The sequence below is a fragment of the Paenibacillus sp. RU5M genome, assembly GCF_900221055.1.
Taxonomy (GTDB): Bacteria; Bacillota; Bacilli; order Paenibacillales; family Paenibacillaceae; genus Paenibacillus; species Paenibacillus marchantiae.
In genome coordinates this window covers 66,957-85,308 of record NZ_OBQM01000016.1, presented here as the reverse complement: position 1 = coordinate 85,308, position 18,352 = coordinate 66,957, and the positions used below count along the sequence as shown (strand labels likewise).

The following is an 18,352-nucleotide window of genomic DNA, read 5'->3' as shown; positions in this document are numbered from 1 at the left end:
CTTAAGACGGACTTACATGGACGACGTTGGTTGGTTCCAACCAGCGAAATGACCCGTGCATACTTGCAAATCAACGGGTTGCTATAAAGTGAGTGGCTATCGATTTGTTTTTGTATAATCGGGGGACTATAATGGGAGTTGCACTAAAATATGAATCTCCATTGGAGGCGACATAGATATGAGATCATTTCAATTTTATAATCCAACCCGATTGATTTTCGGTAAAGGTCAGCTGGAAGCACTGAAAACTGAAGTACCGAAATACGGCAAACGGGTTCTGCTTGTATATGGTGGCGGCAGTATCAAACGCAGCGGTTTGTACGATCAGGTGATCGGATTGCTAAAGGAAGTTGGAGCTGAGGTTACGGAGTTGGCTGGTGTAGAACCGAACCCACGTCTTTCGACGGTTCACAAAGGCGTAGACCTCTGCAAAACGAACAACATTGACCTGGTCCTCGCTGTAGGCGGCGGCAGTGTATTGGACTGTGCCAAAGCGATTGCCGTAGGTGCCAAATATGATGGTGACATGTGGGATTTTGCCCAGCGTAAAGCCGTTGCACAGGATGCTCTTCCACTGGGAACCGTGCTGACAATGGCTGCAACTGGCTCGGAAATGAACTCCGGATCAGTTATCACGAATCAGGATACACAGGAGAAGTTGGGCTGGGGCAGCGCGTATTCGTTCCCTGCGTTCTCAATTCTTGATCCGGTAAATACATATACCGTTCCTCTGGACCAAACGGTTTATGGCATGGTTGATATGATGTCCCACGTACTCGAGCATTACTTCCATCTGGATGCCAACACACCGGTTCAACTCGGATTCTGTGAGACGATTCTGCGCACAGTTATGGATGCAGCCCCTCGTTTGGTTGAAGACCTGGAGAACTATGAACTGCGTGAAACGATTCTGTACTGCGGAACGATGGCATTGAATGGTGTACTGAACATGGGTCTCGCTGGTGACTGGGCTACTCACAATATCGAACACGCGGTATCCGCAGTGTATGACATTCCGCATGGCGGAGGGCTCGCGATTCTGTTCCCGCATTGGATGAAGCATAATGTGGACGTAAATGTGGATCGTTTCAAACGTCTGGCCATCAATGTGTTCGAAGTTAATCCTGAAGGTAAATCGGACAAACAGATTGCTGAAGAAGGCATCGAAGCGTTGAGCAAATTCTGGACATCCATTGGTGCGCCTAACCGTTTGGCTGATTATGATATCGATGATAGCCAAATTGAAGTGATGGCTGACAAAGCCATGCTCTTCGGCCCATTTGGTAACTTCAAAAAATTGCAACGTGAAGATGTTGTATCTATCTACAAGGCTTCTCTATAAGAATAAAACATAAAAACACAGCGATGTGTTCTGGAACCGCACGTCTCCTTTAACGGAGATTTGCGGTTTTTTGTTGTGAATAAGAGCGAATTGGAGAATGTTCCAGGAACTGGACCATTTTGCAACCAGAATAACCATTATCGGGTCTATAATACAAATGAGGAAAGATTTTGAAACATAACAGTGGGTTGCTACGTATTTATTTACATGAGGAATGCCCAGTTGGATGGAATTGCGGCAGAAGAGAGGAGGAACGGGGAATGGAGTCAATCTATTGGGGGTGTCTAATCGGAGGAGCCATATTTGCAGTCGTCAGCCTTGTGCTAGGTGACTTGATTGATGGCTTGCTGGACGGGGCCTTTGAATTGCCAGGCCTTGATTTTTTCAAACCTGTTGTGCTGGCTGGTTCCATAACAACCTTTGGCGGAGCCGGTATTATGCTGACACGTTATAGCTCGATAAGTGCGATTTCGGCACTGATACTATCCCTGCTTATAGGTATTGCTGCAGCCATGCTGGTATTCTTTGCATATATCAAGCCGATGCGTAACAGTGACGTTTCCATTGCGTTTTCCATGAAAGAGCTATCCGGGAAAATTGGAGAAATTACCATTCCGGTACCGGAAAAAGGTTTTGGTGAAGTCATGATCAAGATTGCTGCCGGTAATACGGTGCACACGGCATCCAGCTTTGAACATCGTCCCATTGCGGCGGGAGCGCGTGTTGTAGTTGTGGATGTAACCGAAGGAGTGCTGCGTGTGTCGGAATGGGATGAAGATGTACTTAAAGATGTTTAAGGTAGTTTAACCGTTAGCAGTGTAAGCAGTCATGTATGAATAAGGGGAGAGATGTGGAATGAGTGATTTGAATTTGGATATGGATGTATTGTTGATTCCTGCAATAGTTGTCGGTGTTATTCTGATTCTTGGTTTGGCGTTCTGGGCGAGGTACAAAACGGTTGGGCCGGATGAAGCCATGATCGTTACGGGTTCATTCCTTGGAAGTAAAAATATTTCCGACGATGACTCCGGACGCAAAATTAAAATTGTTCGTGGAGGCGGCGCATTTATCTTGCCAGTATTCCAGCAGTCAGAGTTTATCTCGCTGTTGTCCCATAAGCTGGACGTTTCCACACCAGAAGTATACACGGAACAAGGCGTACCGGTCATTGCCGATGGTGTCGCCATTATCAAGGTCGGTAGCTCAATAGAAGACGTGGCTACTGCAGCCGAGCAATTCATCGGTAAGCCGGTAGAATCGTTAAGAGGCGAAGCACAGGAAGTTCTGGAAGGGCATTTGCGGGCCATCCTCGGAACGATGACGGTGGAAGAAGTATACCGTAACCGCGATCGCTTCGCGCAAGAGGTTCAAGGTGTAGCTGCCAGGGATCTGAAAAAAATGGGACTGCAAATTGTCTCTTTTACCATCAAAGATGTTCGTGACAAACAAGGTTATCTGGATGCCCTCGGTAAACCGAGAATAGCAGCCGTCAAGCGTGATGCTGAAATTGCGGAAGCGGAAGCGATGCGGGATGCACGTATTCAGAAGGCCAATGCAGAAGAGCAAGGGCAAAAAGCCGAGTTGCTGCGTGATACGAATATCGCTGAAGCTGCAAAAGAGAAGGAACTGAAAGTAGCGACGTTTAAGCGGGATCAGGATACTGCTAAAGCAGAAGCGGATCAGGCTTACCATATCCACGAAGCGCGTGCGAGACAAACCGTGGTGGAGGAAGAAATGAAAGTTGAACTCGTTCGTAAAGAACGTGAGATTGATCTGCAAGAGAAAGAAATTATCGTACGTGAGAAGCAGTATGATGCTGAAGTGAAGAAAAAGGCAGAAGCGGATCGTTATGCGGTGGAGCAGGCTGCCGAAGCGGATAAAGCCAAAAGAATGCGTGAAGCCGATGCAGTACAGTACTCCATTGAAACGCATGCGAAAGCTACTGCGGAGCAGAAGCGTCTTGAAGGGCAGGCTATGGCGGATGCAGAACTCGCTAAAGGTACAGCGGATTCAGAAGTTATTCGTCTGAGAGGACTTGCAGAAGCGGAAGCGAAGGAAAAACTGGCCGAGGCGTTCCAAAAGTTCGGCGAAGCTGCCGTGCTCGATATCATCGTCAAAATGCTGCCTGAACTTGCTGGTAAAATTGCGGAACCTATCTCTGCGATTGATAAACTGACTGTTGTGGACACAGGTAAAGGTGAAGGCGCCACTCGTGTAAGCAATTATGTAACTGAGCTCATGGCGACGGCCCCTGAGATGCTCAAAAGCGTCTCCGGCATTGATGTGGAGCAGTTAATTAAAGGCCTCACCAAACCTAAAACAACAGCACCGGTTGCTATCCAACAGAGTGAACCTGTAACGACTCCCTCTATAATCGATAAGATTGTGGAAAAAGCTGGAGTTGACGAATAAGACAACGAATTATAAAGCAGTCATGCTCTATTGACCTTAAGGCGAATTTTTGTTACTTTTTAAGCGAGACGTCCGGCGCGGTTTGCCCGCTTCCGGATGTCTTTTCTTTCTTACTAGGGTGTGACTGAATCACACCTAAGATGGTGTGAAAAAGAGGTGCAAATATTGAGTAGCCTGCAAGTAGCCAAAGCGCTAAATAATAATGTAATTATTGCACAGCATCCTGAACATGGAGAAGTTGTCGTGATTGGTAAAGGCATCGGCTTCAATCGGAAAACGAATGATATTATTCCACTGATGGCTGTGGAGAAGATGTTCATTTTGAGAAACCAGCAGGAGCAGGAGCAGTATAAACAGCTTCTTCCACAAGTGGATGAAGCATTGATCGAAATTATTAACGAAGTCATTACGTATATTGCAGAACGTACGGACGTTCCTTTAAACGAACATATTCATATCGCACTGACCGACCATATTTCTTTTGCATTAAAACGCAAAGAACAAGGGATTGTTATCCAGAATCCGTTTCTATATGAGACCCGTGAAATTTATCCTGACGAATATCGTATGGGTGAATATGCGGTTCGTTTGATTAAAGAAAAACTGGGCGTAGATCTAGGAATGGATGAAATCGGTTTTATTGCGCTTCACATCTACAGTGCCATGACCAACCAAAATATTTCCCAAGTTCGCGAGCACTCGCAATTGATAACTGATTTGGTGAGCCTGGTGTCCACCCAACTGGATTATTCGTTTGAGACCGAGTCACTGGATTATTCCCGGTTACTGACTCATCTTCGGTTTGCCTTAGAGCGTGTCCGTCGGGGAGACAAAGTGGAAGAAATCCACAAATTGGATTCCCTGTTGAAGTTAGAATATCCTGAAATGTACTCGCTTGCATGGAAGCTAACGAAGGTGATGGAAAAAAGGTTGAATCTCCCAGTGTATCCTGCGGAAGTAGGTTATTTGACCATTCATTTGCAGCGCTTGAATCAAAGGAAAGAAGAAGAGAGTAAGTGAAAAAATTCCATCATTGGAATTCTGGTTCGACAAATTTCGTGTAAAGGCTTGCATCGTTTTTGAAGTGGTGCTACAATGGTCTCCGTAATCAAGCAACTGAATAAACACAAACGACGTGTTACTGATTCGATCAGGCATGAGTTATCTAGAGCGTGATTGTTCTTACCTTATACCGGGTATGCTATACCCGAAGGTTGGACCAATTTGCTTTGTTAACTCGTGCCTTTTTTGTTTTCCCTTGCTTGCTTCACAACATAAAAATTTAAAAGAAAGGGTGGATACGACGCAATGTTTAAAAAGCTTTTTGGTGTATTGCAAAGAGTAGGTAAAGCTCTCATGTTGCCCGTAGCGATTCTTCCAGCAGCAGGTTTGTTGCTCGGGATCGGTAACATGTTTGTAAATCCGGATTTTCTGCAATATGCTACAGCGCTAGATACCCCATGGGTAAGCTCGATCGCGACGATTATGATGAATGCGGGTCAAATCGTATTTGATAATCTGGCATTGCTGTTCGCTGTCGGTGTAGCCGTCGGGCTGGCCGGAGGCGAAGGGGTCGCAGGTCTTGCGGCCATCATTGGTTACTTGGTCATGAACGTGACTCTGGGTACGGCAGTTGGTGTTACACCAGCCATGATCGGTGAAGTACCCGGTTATGCCAGCATCTTGGGTATCCCTACATTGAGTACTGGCGTGTTCGGAGGTATTATCATAGGTATTACCGCCGCGCTATGTTACAATCGATTTTTCAAAATCGAACTGCCGTCTTACCTTGGTTTCTTTGCAGGTAAACGTTTTGTCCCAATTATCACTTCAGTCGTTTCCCTCTTAATCGGGTTGCTTCTGGTAATCATCTGGCCTCCGATTCAAAATGGGCTGAATGCTGTATCTCACTTCATGGTAGATACAAGTCCGACATTGTCGGCATTCATTTTCGGAGTAGTAGAACGGTCACTTATTCCGTTCGGTCTACATCACATTTTCTATTCACCATTCTGGTTTGAGTTCGGTGAATATGTGAACAAAGCTGGAGATGTCATTCGTGGAGACCAGCAAATCTTCTTCAATCAACTGCGTGATGGTGTGAATCTCACAGCGGGGACGTTCCAAGTTGGTAAATTCCCGTTCATGATGTTCGGTTTGCCAGCTGCGGCTCTTGCGATGTACCATGAAGCAAGACCGGAGCACAAAAAGTATGTTGCAGGGATCATGGGATCAGCTGCGCTGACTTCGTTCCTCACAGGGATTACAGAACCGCTTGAGTTCTCTTTCCTGTTTGTAGCGCCAATCCTGTTTGCAGTACACTGTATCTTTGCAGGTTTGTCTTTCATGACGATGCAAATTCTTGGAGTCAAAATCGGGATGACATTCTCCGGTGGATTCATTGACTTCCTGATCTTCGGGATTATCCCGAACCGCACGCCTTGGTGGGATGTTATCATCGTAGGTTTGATTCTTGCAGTGATCTACTATTTCGGATTCCGATTGATCATTCGGAAATTCAACCTGAAAACACCAGGTCGTGAAGAGGCAACACCTGAAACAGCTTCGGGTGGTGGAGGCTCAGGTTCAACGGATGATCTGCCTCACAACATTCTTGCTGCATTCGGCGGGCAAGAGAATATCAAACATCTGGATGCCTGCATTACTCGTTTGCGGATTGAAGTAAATGAGAAATCCAGTGTAAATAAAGATCGTTTGAAACAATTGGGTGCATCTGGTGTACTTGAAGTGGGTAATAATGTACAGGCCATCTTCGGTACACGTTCAGATACGATTAAATCTCAAATGCAGGATATCATTGCAGGGCGGACACCGGCACCGGCTCCAGCAGCTGTGGCTAAGCCAGCTCCTGAACAGGAAAAGGCGCAAGGTGAAGAAGGCGAACGGATTATTGCAGAAGACATCGTTATGCCAGTTAACGGCGAATTGATGGATATCACAAACGTTCCTGATCCGGTCTTTGCTGAGAAAATGACAGGCGATGGCTTTGCTGTTCTGCCTCATGATGGCAAGATTACTTCTCCTGTATATGGTAAGGTGTTTAACGTATTTCCAAGCAAACATGCCGTGGGCATTATGTCTGACGGAGGCAAGGAAGTACTTGTTCATATAGGTGTCAACACGGTGAAGCTGAAAGGTCAGGGCTTTAACGTGCTTGTGCAGGAAGGCGACCTGGTATCGGCAGGACAGCCGATTATGGAAGTGGATCTGGAGTATGTGAAAGCTAATGCTCCGTCGATCATCTCTCCGATCATTTTCACCAACCTGCCAGAAGGCTCGACAGTAACGCTAACGAAAAGTGGGTTACTGAAAATTGGCGATCAGCCGATTATTGAGATAAAATAAGAAGTGTTACGACGATGGCAAGCAAGTGTAAATATATGCAATGCCTAAACTAAATTATTGAAAGTGAGATGATTGTAATGCAACAAACATTCAGAATTACAGACGAAGATGGTATCCACGCACGTCCGGCGACAGCCCTGGTTAATACAGCAAACAAATTCAAAGGTGCAGAATCCTTTGCAGAAGCTAACGGTAAAAAAGTAACTTTGAAATCCATCCTGGGCGTACTTTCCCTTGGTCTGGAACAAGGCGACACCATCAACATCATCGTTGAAGGCGAAGGAGAAGCTGAAGCTCTTCAAGCTCTGACAGACGTTATGGTTAACGAAGGGCTGGGCGAAATTAATGCTTAATGTCTCTGGGATCGCGGCTTCGGCGGGTATTGCTATCGCCAAGGCGTTTATCTTGGAGCATCCCAACTACTCTGTAGAAAAACGCGAAATCAACGACGTTGACGCAGAGATCGCGAAACTCGACTCAGCTCTGGGCAAGTCCCAGGCTGAGCTTGAGGCGATCAAAGAGCGTACTTTACAAGAGCTTGGCGAGAAAAAAGCTGAGATTTTTGCTTCGCATTTGCTCATTCTGAATGACCCGGAACTGATTGATCCGGTTAAAGCGAAAATTGCAGATGATAAGATTAATGCGGAATTCGCATTGAACGAAACAGCAACGCAATTTATCGAAATGTTCGAAAACATGAAGAGTGCTTACCTGCAGGAACGTGCTGCGGATATGCGTGATGTAACCAAACGTGTGCTAAATCACTTGCTTGGTATCGAATTCATGAGTCCGGCTGAGATCAGTGAAGAAGTGATCGTGCTTGCGGAGGATCTTACGCCTTCCGACACGGCTCAACTGAACCGTCAATATGTTAAAGGTTTTGCAACCAATATTGGTGGACGTACTTCTCACTCCGCGATCATGGCTCGTTCGCTTGAAATCCCGGCTGTTGTTGGAACCAAGGACATTCTGGCTCAAGCGAAACAAGGTGACATGATTATCGTTGACGGTTTGGACGGTCACGTACTGGTTAATCCAACGGATGATGTTATTGCTGAGTATCGTTCCAAACAGGAGCAATACGATGCACAACGTGCGGAGTGGAGAAAACTGCGTGATGAGCCAACGGTAACGGTGGACAACGTTCATGTGGAACTGGCAGCCAACATTGGTACACCGAATGATGTTGCTGGTGTTCTGGAGAATGGCGGCGAGGCTGTAGGCCTGTACCGTACCGAGTTCCTGTACATGGGCAGAGACAAGCTTCCTTCCGAAGACATTCAGTATAATGCTTACAAGGCTGTACTGGAAAAAATGGAAGGCAAACCTGTTGTTGTTCGTACACTCGACATCGGTGGAGACAAAGAGCTTCCATATCTGGACCTGCCAAAAGAAATGAATCCATTCCTCGGTTTCCGCGCAGTTCGTCTGTGTCTGGACCGTCTGGACATTTTCCGTACTCAATTGCGTGCATTGCTGCGTGCAAGCGTACATGGTAACCTGCGTGTAATGTTCCCTATGATCGCAACACTTGGTGAATTCCGTGAAGCGAAAGCTGTCTTGCTCGAAGAGAAAGAGAAGCTGGTTGCTGAAGGTATTGCTGTTTCTGACAGCATTCAACTCGGAATTATGGTCGAAATTCCTTCGACTGCAGTTCTGGCGGATCAGTTTGCCAAAGAAGTGGATTTCTTCAGTATCGGAACGAACGATCTGATTCAATACACGATGGCTGCTGACCGTATGAACGAACGAGTGGCATATCTGTACCAACCTTACAACCCAGCTATTTTGCGTTTGGTTAAAATGGTTATCGATGCAGCGCATCGTGAAGGTAAATGGGTTGGCATGTGTGGTGAGATGGCCGGAGACGAAACAGCAATTCCATTGCTACTCGGTCTCGGACTGGATGAGTTCAGCATGAGCGCAACATCTATTCTGCCAGCTCGCAGTCAGATCACCAAGCTGTCCCGTGCAGACATGCAAGAACTTGCTGCCAAAGCACTCGATATGCAAACGGCTGAACAAGTCGTTGAATTGGTTCAAAGCATTCAAGCGTAATGTAATTTTACGGGGTTTCCACCCGATTTTTAGGGTTTCTTTTTCCGATAAAAAAGCTGCAGTCTTGCAGCGATTTTGCCGGTATCTGTTGTTACAGCAGATACCGGCTTTTTTTGTTTTGGGCCGATATCACTATTCTGCAGAGAAGTTACATTTTTCCGTTTGTATCTTGGTTGAAAATCATTATCATTAAGATATTCGAACAATTCAATCAATGGACATCATGCTGAGGGAGAAAGTAGGGTTACCATGAAGGTCAATGAAAAAAAGGCAGGCAAGATGCTTAAATATAGCAGTATCGATTCGTTTGAAGTGTCCTCAAATGGAGAAATTGTTCATGCAGCGACAGCGGAACACTTCGCTATTCTTTGTATAAGTGGCTCAGGAACTTTGGTATCGAACGAACACATATCCCGATTGAATGAAGGGGAAGTCTATTTGCTGGCTCCTGGACAGAGGTTCAAGCTGGCGGCAGATGAGCAGGCGTTAAAAGGCTGTATGGTCCGTTTCGAAGTATACGAATATGGCGGAGAACAGCAGATGACCGCTACCCATGCTTTCATGGAGGGTTTGTTTTGGTGCAAAGATCCGCATCAACTCGCGCTCTCTTGTGATCGATTGCTTCAACTGGAGGTCGCTGGTGACGAGGAACACTTCAATAGACAGGCCGCATTATACGGTTTGATGACTTCACTTGTTCAAGCGGAGGCCAAGCCGGAAAGCGTTGAGTCTACCGCTTCTGCGATTGCCCGTGTTGCCGATTATATGAATGAACATCTGGATCATGAGTTAAAACGAGATGAATTGTCCAAGCTTGCTGGCCTGAGTCCAGGATATTTTTCGTGGGCATTTCAGCAATATACAGGAAAGACCCCGACGGCCTATCTGATGGATGTCAGAATGAAACGGGCCAAGGAGCTCCTTTTGTCAGGTGATGGTGTAAAAGAGACCGCGGTCCGAGTCGGCTATGAAGATGAATTTTATTTTAGCCGCAGATTCAAACAGAAGATGGGACTTTCGCCTAATGCGTTTGTCAAAAGCCGCAGATATAGTATCGCAAGTGTCTCTGATCCAATCTCGGGCAGTTTACTGGCACTTGGCCTGCTTCCGAAAGCTGCTGCCTTTTATCCAAATCATGAATTATACAACCGAATGACTCGTCTGCATTCTTATGAGCTGGGGGAAGGGCAGATCTGGCAAGAAAATGTGGATCGATTGCGTGCGTCGGAGCCGGAGCTTATTTTCTGCACTGACATTCTGGGCGAGCGGGCGCGAAAAGAGCTGGAGCAGATTGCGCCGACAGTTGCCATCCCTTGGTTATCCGCAGACTGGCGCGAGCAGCTTCGAATGATTGCAGAAGTCATGGAGCATCGGGCAGAGGCGGAGGTGTGGCTGTCAGAATATGATGGCAAGGCGGAAGCGGTCTACCGCAAAGTAAGACGTAACATCGGTGGAGCTACCGTCAACATATGGCGTATCACGGATTCGGAATATCGGATATATGGCAAACGCAATGCTGGCGCGGTCCTTTATGATGATTTTAGATTGGCAGCTACGCATCGTCTCGATGACATCAATGTTTTTGAATCGGTGACTAAAGAAGCTCTGGAAAAATACGACGCAGATATGCTGATTATCATGGTAGATTCCACACAGCAGGCGGCCCGGGAATGGAAGGCGCTTCAGGCCAGTGAGCAGTGGCATCGTTTGACAGCGGTTCGGCATGGACATGTGTACGAGGTGGGGACAGAAAAATTGTTTGAGTATTCAGCTTGGTCGCATGATCGGGCGCTATCCTATTTTATGCGGTTATTTGGCTGACTAAAGTCCAGTTCACTCCGTTTATATATCCATGTTTAGCTGAAGCAATGAATGATATGATACGTATTGAGAAAGAAAATCATTATCAGTGTAAAGAGGAGGTGACATTCCATTTCTGGAAAGCCGCCTTGGAATCTAGAGCAATTGTTTAAAGCACCTCGATTATACCCGGTTTCCGAAGATCAACATACCGGCGTACATGCTTGCTTCTATGAGGGTGTGTCATATAAAGGTCGTGCTACTCGCATATTTGGCTACTACGGCATCCCGCGTCCGGTCTCTCCTAACGAGGAAGTTCCCGCGGTAATTTTGGTTCACGGTGGTGCGGGAACAGCTTTTAGCAGTTGGGTGAAAGAATGGATGGCACGAGGGTATGCTGCGATAGCCATGGATCTGGAAGGGCATGTTCCATTCGGGGATGAGGAGCACACCGAACGGATGGAATGGCCTTCACATTCATGGAGTGGTCCTGAGAAACAGGGTGTATTTGCAGATTACGAACAGCCTGTTGAAGATCAATGGATGTATCATGCCGTAGCCGCTGTAATATTGGCTCATTCATTGCTCCGCTCTTTTCTGGGTGTAGACAAGCAGAGCATAGGTATAACAGGAATTTCATGGGGAGGCATCATCACAAGTTTGGTTGCGGGGTTAGACACCAGGCTTTCTTTTGCCATGCCCGTTTATGGCTGTGGGTATTTGCATGAACCGGGTTCCTATTATGGGCTTAGCTTTGCATCGATGCCGGAGGCAGAGGCAGAACGTGTTCGTCTATTATGGGATCCATCCACATTTCTGTCGGAAAGCCGCTTGCCGATGTTATGGCTTAACGGTAGTAATGATACCCATTTTCCGTTGACCATATTTAACAAGTCTTTTGAGCAGCATCTGGAGTGCCATCCGAACAACAACAGCAGACTAAGCCTTCACCCGGGTCTCGGGCATTCTTATAAGGAGGCATGGGCATGCGAGGAGGTCTTCGCTTTTGCGGACAGCATCGTTAAAGTGAAAGCTGCGCTTATTGAAATTTGTGAGGAGAAGCACGAGGACGGTTGGTTTGTCGTTCGGTATGATTCATGCCTTCCTGTCCTGGAGGCCAATCTTTATTGGTGTGTGGATGATCGCAATTGGAGAACCGCAAGATGGGAGTCCATTCCCGCTTCGTTGGATACAACGAACTGCAAAGCGCTCATACGTCTTCCACAGCCTGGAAGTTCGTTTTTTATGAATCTAAGAAATGAAATGGGATGGATCACAAGCACACGTGTAATGAGAAATGAGAGAACGGCAGAAGACAAAATAATAGAATAACCAAAGAATAAGGGGATCTGTAGAAAATGAAACAACGAAATCAACGCTACTTCACGTTAACAGCAGTTTTGCTTGCGGTGCTATTATTGATTGTGGCCTGTGGCAACAAAGAGAAGTCAGGTTCGTCTGAGGCAGAACCGACGAAACAGGAACAAGCGGCTTCGGAAGAGTCCCAAGATGCCACGTTTACATTTAAGGATACAAATGGTGAGCAGACATTACCACAAAAGCCAGAAAATATTGCTTCCACAGTGACATATTTGACGGATCACCTGATTGCACTTGGCATGACGCCACAAGCTACGGTGAAATCACAGAACGAAGATTTTCCGTTATATTTGAAGCCATTCTTGAATGATGTGGCTATCATCGGTGATCAAGGTAAGGTCAGTGCAGAGAAAATGCTCTCTCTTGGACCAGATCTGATTGTGACGGATACGAACAGCAAAGAGCAATACGAGAATTATGCCAAAATTGCTCCAACGGCCATGCTTGAGAATGGATATGTGGCACCTGATTGGCAGACGGCATTTCGAGCTACCGCGGCGGCCTTTGGTCTGAACGAAAAGGCAGAAGAAGTGATAAAAACCTATGAAACGCATAAAGCTGAGGCGATCCAAAAAGTTCACGCCAAAGCAGAGGGTAAGACACTCATGGTATTGCGGATAAGAAATGATATTCGGTATTACGGAGACATGGACTACAAATGGCTTTATGATGATTTCGGTTTCTCCAGACCGGCTGTTTTCCCCGTGACAAGCGCTGAAAGTCGCTATGAAGTATTGTCTAATGAAAAGTTGCCAGAAATCGATCCGGATTACATTATCCTTATCAATGATAATGAAGAGATCTATAACAATCTGCAGACCTTGGGGATTTGGGAAAACATGAAGGCTGTTAAAAATAATCAGGTATTCCAGGTGGCTTCAGATTCGTGGTTTGGCGGGTATGGACCCAATGCGGCTACTTCCATGCTGGATGACCTGAATCGTTTGTTCGGCGAATGATGAATGACCGGATTCGTGAGGAACTGGGGAAGCACTTTAATCTTGTACAGGAACTGAATGGTGTACCCGTGGCATCGCTATGTGGAGAATCTATTGTTGATCCGGAGGCAATGAGAAGCTTTTTGTCCGCCTATCAACAGTTAATCGAGGGACAGGATCTAACGGTTGCCGCAGCCTATTTCACCAGTTGGTTCGGGGATGTGGCAGCTGCGCTGCAATATACCGTATCCGTCCATGATGCAGCTCCGAATTTTTCGCTAGCCAATCTGAGTATACATTTGATGAAGGAAACCGGGTATACACGAATTGCTTTTCAACTTGAGAACATGGATGTCACTCTCGCTCCGAAGGATTCGGAGGAAAGAACGGTCTGGCTTGAAGCAGAATTAAGACGTCTTTACAGTCAGACTGCACGTCCCCTCATGGAGTGTTTGTCCAAAGCTTCTGGGTTGCATGTCAGCATGTTGTGGGGGCAGTTGCCAACGGCTCTGCAAAACTACAGGGAGAATATTCATAATACGTATCAAGACGATGAAGCTCTCTTGCGTCAGTTTGCCGCTGATGAACTGGTGCTGCAAAATGGTCTGGAAGCTGATGTATTTGGTCTGGCCAAGAATCCGCTTCGTGTCAGGGTTCGGATGATTGATCATCCGCTGGAGCCTACGAAGAGACTTGCGATCAAAAACGTCTGTTGCTTGCAATATTTACGACAAGGTCGCTCCTATTGTTACACCTGTCCGCGATTGGGCAAGAAGGAACGGGCCAATTGGAAGCCCTAGACCGGAGAAGATAAAATAAAGCTGACAGGTTAATAAGCAATAAAGAAAACAGCCGCGCAGAAAGCAAAATGCGGCTGTTTTTGGCATTTATTAATGATTATCAACGACTGAATATGTTTTCATTAGTTTATTAGAGGTTAGCTTTTAACTGCAAGCACAGTTCAGTACAGGTTTACGGGCTGCTGTTGTTTCATCCAGACGGGTAACCGGTGTGCCGTAAGGGGCATTGAGTACCAGTTCAGGCGTTTCTTCTGCTTCCTTGGCAATGCGAATCATCGTATCGACAAACCCATCAAGGGTTTCTTTGCTCTCGGTTTCGGTTGGTTCGATCATGATGCACTCCTCGACGTTCAGCGGGAAGTACACGGTTGGCGGGTGATACCCAAAATCAAGCAATCGTTTGGCAACATCCAGTGTACGTACACCATACTGTTTCAACCCCCGGCCAGACATAACGAATTCATGTTTGCACACGCCTGGATACGGAATCTCGTAGTAAGGTGCGAGACGGGCCATCATGTAGTTGGCGTTGAGCACCGCACATTCAGATACCCGGCGTAAGCCTTCAGGTCCATAAGTACGAATGTAGGCATAGGCGCGGACCAGAATACCGAAGTTACCATAGTAAGCTTTGACCCGGCCAATGGATTGATCACCTTCGCGATCCAATGCATATATACCCTCATCATTTTTGATGACCATCGGTTTCGGCAGAAATGGAATCAAGCGGCTCTTCACACCAACCGGGCCGGCACCAGGTCCACCTCCGCCGTGCGGAGTACTCATCGTTTTATGCAAGTTCAGATGCACCACGTCGAAGCCCATATCGCCAGGTCGGGTGATGCCCATAATGGCATTGGAGTTGGCTCCATCGTAGTACAGCAAGCCACCTGCCTGATGCACAATGGAGGCAATCTCCTGAATGTCTTTTTCAAAGAGTCCGAGTGTATTCGGGTTAGTCAGCATGAGCGCTGCGGTGTCCGAACCAACAGCTGCGCGAAGTGCGTCAAGATCTACCAGACCGTCTGCGCGGGAAGGAATCGTTACCGTTTCGAAACCTGCTACGGTTGAACTTGCCGGGTTGGTCCCATGAGAAGAATCGGGTACGATGACTTTCGTACGCCGTTCACCACGACCTTCGTGGTAAGCACGGATCATCATGAGCCCGGTCCATTCGCCATGTGCACCAGCGGCCGGTTGCAGCGTAACGGCGTCCATCCCGGTAAGTCCGGCAAGGTCATTTTGCAACGTGTAGAGCAGTTCAAGTGCACCTTGAATGCTGGATTCATGCTGATATGGATGAATTTTGGCGAACCCGTTGTAACGGGCCACATCCTCATTAATCTTCGGATTATATTTCATCGTACAAGAGCCCAGCGGATAGAATCCGTTATCTATCCCGAAATTACGACGAGACAGGGCAGTGTAATGGCGAATGACGTCAACTTCAAAAACCTCAGGCAATGCTGCTGCTTCCGACCGAAGCATTTCCCGGGGAATCAGGGAATCCACAGCTTGACGGGGAACGTCGCATTCGGGCAACGAATAAGCGACCCGACCCGGACTGCTGAGTTCAAAAATCAACGATTGCTCCGGTGCTGGAGAGGCAGCCTGGTTAGTGTCTGTTGTGATAGTTTCAGGTTGGCCCGAAGTGGAGATAGAGGTTACCGTTTCCGATTGTCCTTGTGCTGATGTCGTCGTAGTTGTCTTTGTTGTCGTTTCCTGAGTCACAGCGATCCCTCCAATACACGTGCGAATTCGTCGATCTCTTCCTTGCTGCGTCGTTCAGTAACTGCAATCAGCATATGTCCGGCGAGCTCGGGATAATCACGGCCAAGTTCATACCCGCCAATGAAACCTGCATCGAGCAATTTCAGTTGCAGTGGTTCCACATTTGTTCCTTCAGGCAGTTGGATAACAAACTCATTGAACGTAGGGGCGGTAAACGTAAGAGAGACGCCTGGAATTGCGGTAAACGTATTAAGGGCATAATGGCTCTTTTGCAAATTCAAATCAGCAACGTCGATCATGCCTTGTTTACCCATAATGGACATATATACAGAGGCGCTCAGCGCGAGCAACGCCTGGTTGGAACAGATGTTGGACGTCGCCTTTTCACGGCGGATATGCTGTTCCCGTGCTTGCAGCGTGAGTACAAAACCACGCTTGCCGTTGCGGTCCGTTGTCTGGCCTACAATTCGGCCAGGAATTCGGCGCATATGAGCCTGGGATACGGCGAAGTATCCGCATGTTGGGCCGCCGAGTGAAGCGGCGATGCCAAGGGGCTGCGCGTCGCCAACGACGATGTCAGCACCCAGCTTGCCTGGGGCTTCCAGCAGACCCAGCGATAGCGGGTTGGCGCTGACCACGAGCAGGCTCTTGTGCGCATGCGCAAGGTCTGCGGCCTGTTTTACATTTTCCACGGCGCCGAAGAAGTTCGGGCTTTGAATCATGACGGCTGCGGTGTCATCGGACACGGCGGCTTGCAGGGCATCCCAGTCTGTTACACCATTTTGATATCCAATCTCAACAATCTCCAGATTGAGGCCGTGAGCATAAGCTTGCAATACCTGACGAGATTCGGGGTGCACGGTACGTGACACAATCAGCTGTTTGCGGCGGGTTGCCGCTGCGGCCAGATTGCCTGCTTCCGCAAATGCAGTTGCACCATCGTACATGCTGGCATTGGCTACAGCCATGCCTGTCAACTCACAGATGTAGGATTGAAACTCGAAAATCGCCTGCAATTCTCCTTGGCTGATCTCGGGTTGATAAGGTGTATAGGCTGTATAGAACTCGGAACGGGAGATGACATGATTAATGACGGAGGGAACGTGGTGATCATAAATGCCTGCACCCAGGAAACTGGCGTGTGTCTCGAAGTTGGCATTCGCTGCCGCTTGCTTCGACATATGACGTGTCAGTGCGTATTCATCCAGTTTGGAGGAAACAGGCAGTTCGCCCTGATAGCGAATCTCCTGTGGAATGTCATGGAACAGATCCTCAATCGTTTCCACGCCGATGGTTGCCAACATGGCACTCTGATCCTGCTCGGTCATGGGGATGTAGCGATGCTTGCTCATGCTTGATCAGCTCCTTGAGTAGGTGTCTTTGGCGCACGTGTCCGTTTATGAAAAGGGGTCTTCACGACCTCGGCTTTCAGTTTCTTGCCACGAATCTCAATCTCCAGCGGGGTACCCAGTGCAGCATATTTGCTGTCAATCAAGGCCAGCCCCAGATTACGTTTTAACGTAGGCGACTGGGTGCCTGTGGTTACTTCACCAATCTGTACGCCTTCGGCGTAAATGGGATAATGAGGACGAGGGATGCCGCGCTCCAGCACTTCGATGCCGACCAGCTTTCGGGCAGGCCCATCATTTTTTTGCTGCAACAGGGCTTCATGTCCGATAAACGGTCCTGCATTTAGCTTCACAAACATACCTACGCCAGCCTCCAGCGGTGTGATGGTTGCAGACAATTCCTGTCCATACAGGGGCAGCTTGGCTTCAAAGCGCAGCGTATCCCGGGCACCCAGTCCTGTCGGAACGAGTCCGTGATCTTCTCCGGCTTGCATCAATCCGTTCCAGACCTCAGCAGCTTGTTCCGCGGGAACGTAGAGCTCAAAGCCATCTTCACCCGTATATCCGGTGCGGGATAACAGCAATGAAACGCCACATACCTTCGCATTTGCCACAAAGCGGAAAGGCTCAATCGAAGACACATCGGTGTCTGTCACCGTTCTGAGAATATCCACTGCCAGCGGACCTTGCAGAGCAAGTAGCGCCGTTTGATCCGAATCATTAGTCATCGTTACGCCTGGCGTCATGTGCTGTTGCAGCCATGCCCAGTCCTTGTCGATGTTGGAGGCGTTAACCACCAGCATATAATGCTGGTCTTTCAGTTTATAGATCAGCAGATCATCGACCACGCCGCCATCCGGATAACACATTAACGTGTATTGGGCCTGCCCGGGAACGAGTGTTGTTACATCATTAGTGGTCATGTGCTGTAAAAAAGCTTCTGCGTGTTCACCTTGTACGGTGAATTCGCCCATGTGGGATACATCAAATAATCCAGCACGTTCTCGCACCGCTTCATGCTCTTTCTGAATTCCACTGAATTGTACCGGGAGCTCCCAGCCACCAAAATCAATGCATCGTACGCCTTCATACTGCTGATAGAGTGGAAAGAGTGGGGTTCTAAGCAAATCGGACATCCAATCACCTCGTCATGGGCCGTCAACCGGCCGAGTGTAT

General features: G+C 47.7%; 14 protein-coding genes. 11 read left to right on the top strand and 3 right to left on the bottom strand.

All coding sequences use genetic code 11. The features are described 5' to 3' along the window. Positions 1-178 precede the first annotated feature (178 nt). The 11 genes from CRO25_RS29735 to CRO25_RS29680 all read left to right on the top strand — a co-directional run bounded on the left by CRO25_RS29735 (position 179) and on the right by CRO25_RS29680 (position 14,096). Entirely contained in the window at positions 179-1,342 is a 1,164-nt protein-coding gene (locus tag CRO25_RS29735) for an iron-containing alcohol dehydrogenase (protein ID WP_079697449.1), read from the top strand. Positions 1,343-1,602: 260 nt separating this feature from the next. Then, positions 1,603-2,139 (top strand): protease, encoded by a 537-nt coding sequence (locus CRO25_RS29730; RefSeq protein WP_063566870.1) that lies wholly within the window; start codon positions 1,603-1,605, stop codon positions 2,137-2,139. Positions 2,140-2,197: 58 nt separating this feature from the next. Further along, a complete protein-coding gene (locus CRO25_RS29725) occupies positions 2,198-3,754 on the top strand; it encodes a flotillin family protein (RefSeq protein ID WP_063566871.1) in 1,557 nt (518 codons plus the stop codon). A 165-nt stretch (positions 3,755-3,919) separates the two neighbouring features. Continuing rightward, entirely contained in the window at positions 3,920-4,774 is an 855-nt protein-coding gene (gene glcT, locus CRO25_RS29720; RefSeq protein ID WP_063566872.1) for a glucose PTS transporter transcription antiterminator GlcT, read from the top strand. A 288-nt stretch (positions 4,775-5,062) separates the two neighbouring features. Further along, the gene (gene ptsG, locus CRO25_RS29715; protein ID WP_079697448.1) at positions 5,063-7,120 is read left to right on the top strand and encodes a glucose-specific PTS transporter subunit IIBC; all 2,058 of its coding nucleotides are present in this window, start codon (positions 5,063-5,065) and stop codon (positions 7,118-7,120) included. A gap of 77 nt (positions 7,121-7,197) precedes the next feature. After that, positions 7,198-7,473: an HPr family phosphocarrier protein gene (locus tag CRO25_RS29710; protein WP_024633102.1), complete on the top strand. Its 276-nt coding sequence runs from the start codon at positions 7,198-7,200 to the stop codon at positions 7,471-7,473. Next, entirely contained in the window at positions 7,466-9,178 is a 1,713-nt protein-coding gene (ptsP, locus tag CRO25_RS29705) for a phosphoenolpyruvate--protein phosphotransferase (protein WP_063566874.1), read from the top strand. Before CRO25_RS29710 ends, ptsP begins: the two co-directional genes overlap by 8 nt. Before the next feature lie 249 nt (positions 9,179-9,427). Next, positions 9,428-10,999 (top strand): helix-turn-helix domain-containing protein, encoded by a 1,572-nt coding sequence (locus CRO25_RS29695; RefSeq protein ID WP_063566876.1) that lies wholly within the window; start codon positions 9,428-9,430, stop codon positions 10,997-10,999. Between the two features lie 144 nt (positions 11,000-11,143). After that, a complete protein-coding gene (locus CRO25_RS29690; protein WP_179132301.1) occupies positions 11,144-12,310 on the top strand; it encodes a S9 family peptidase in 1,167 nt (388 codons plus the stop codon). Between the two features lie 26 nt (positions 12,311-12,336). Next, positions 12,337-13,317: an ABC transporter substrate-binding protein gene (locus CRO25_RS29685; protein WP_063566878.1), complete on the top strand. Its 981-nt coding sequence runs from the start codon at positions 12,337-12,339 to the stop codon at positions 13,315-13,317. Further along, entirely contained in the window at positions 13,317-14,096 is a 780-nt protein-coding gene (locus CRO25_RS29680) for a hypothetical protein (protein WP_079697446.1), read from the top strand. The genes CRO25_RS29685 and CRO25_RS29680 overlap by 1 nt, the downstream gene beginning before the upstream one ends. Before the next feature lie 144 nt (positions 14,097-14,240). Here CRO25_RS29680 and gcvPB read toward each other — a convergent pair whose 3' ends face one another. From gcvPB to gcvT, 3 genes are all read right to left on the bottom strand, one after another. Next, positions 14,241-15,728 (bottom strand): aminomethyl-transferring glycine dehydrogenase subunit GcvPB, encoded by a 1,488-nt coding sequence (gene gcvPB / locus CRO25_RS29675; RefSeq protein ID WP_079697461.1) that lies wholly within the window; start codon positions 15,726-15,728, stop codon positions 14,241-14,243. Positions 15,729-15,823: 95 nt separating this feature from the next. After that, on the bottom strand, positions 15,824-17,179 hold the full coding sequence (gene gcvPA / locus CRO25_RS29670) for an aminomethyl-transferring glycine dehydrogenase subunit GcvPA (protein WP_063566880.1): 1,356 nt from the start codon (positions 17,177-17,179) through the stop codon (positions 15,824-15,826). Continuing rightward, positions 17,176-18,312: a glycine cleavage system aminomethyltransferase GcvT gene (gene gcvT, locus CRO25_RS29665; protein WP_079697445.1), complete on the bottom strand. Its 1,137-nt coding sequence runs from the start codon at positions 18,310-18,312 to the stop codon at positions 17,176-17,178. Before gcvT ends, gcvPA begins: the two co-directional genes overlap by 4 nt. Positions 18,313-18,352: the final 40 nt, after the last annotated feature.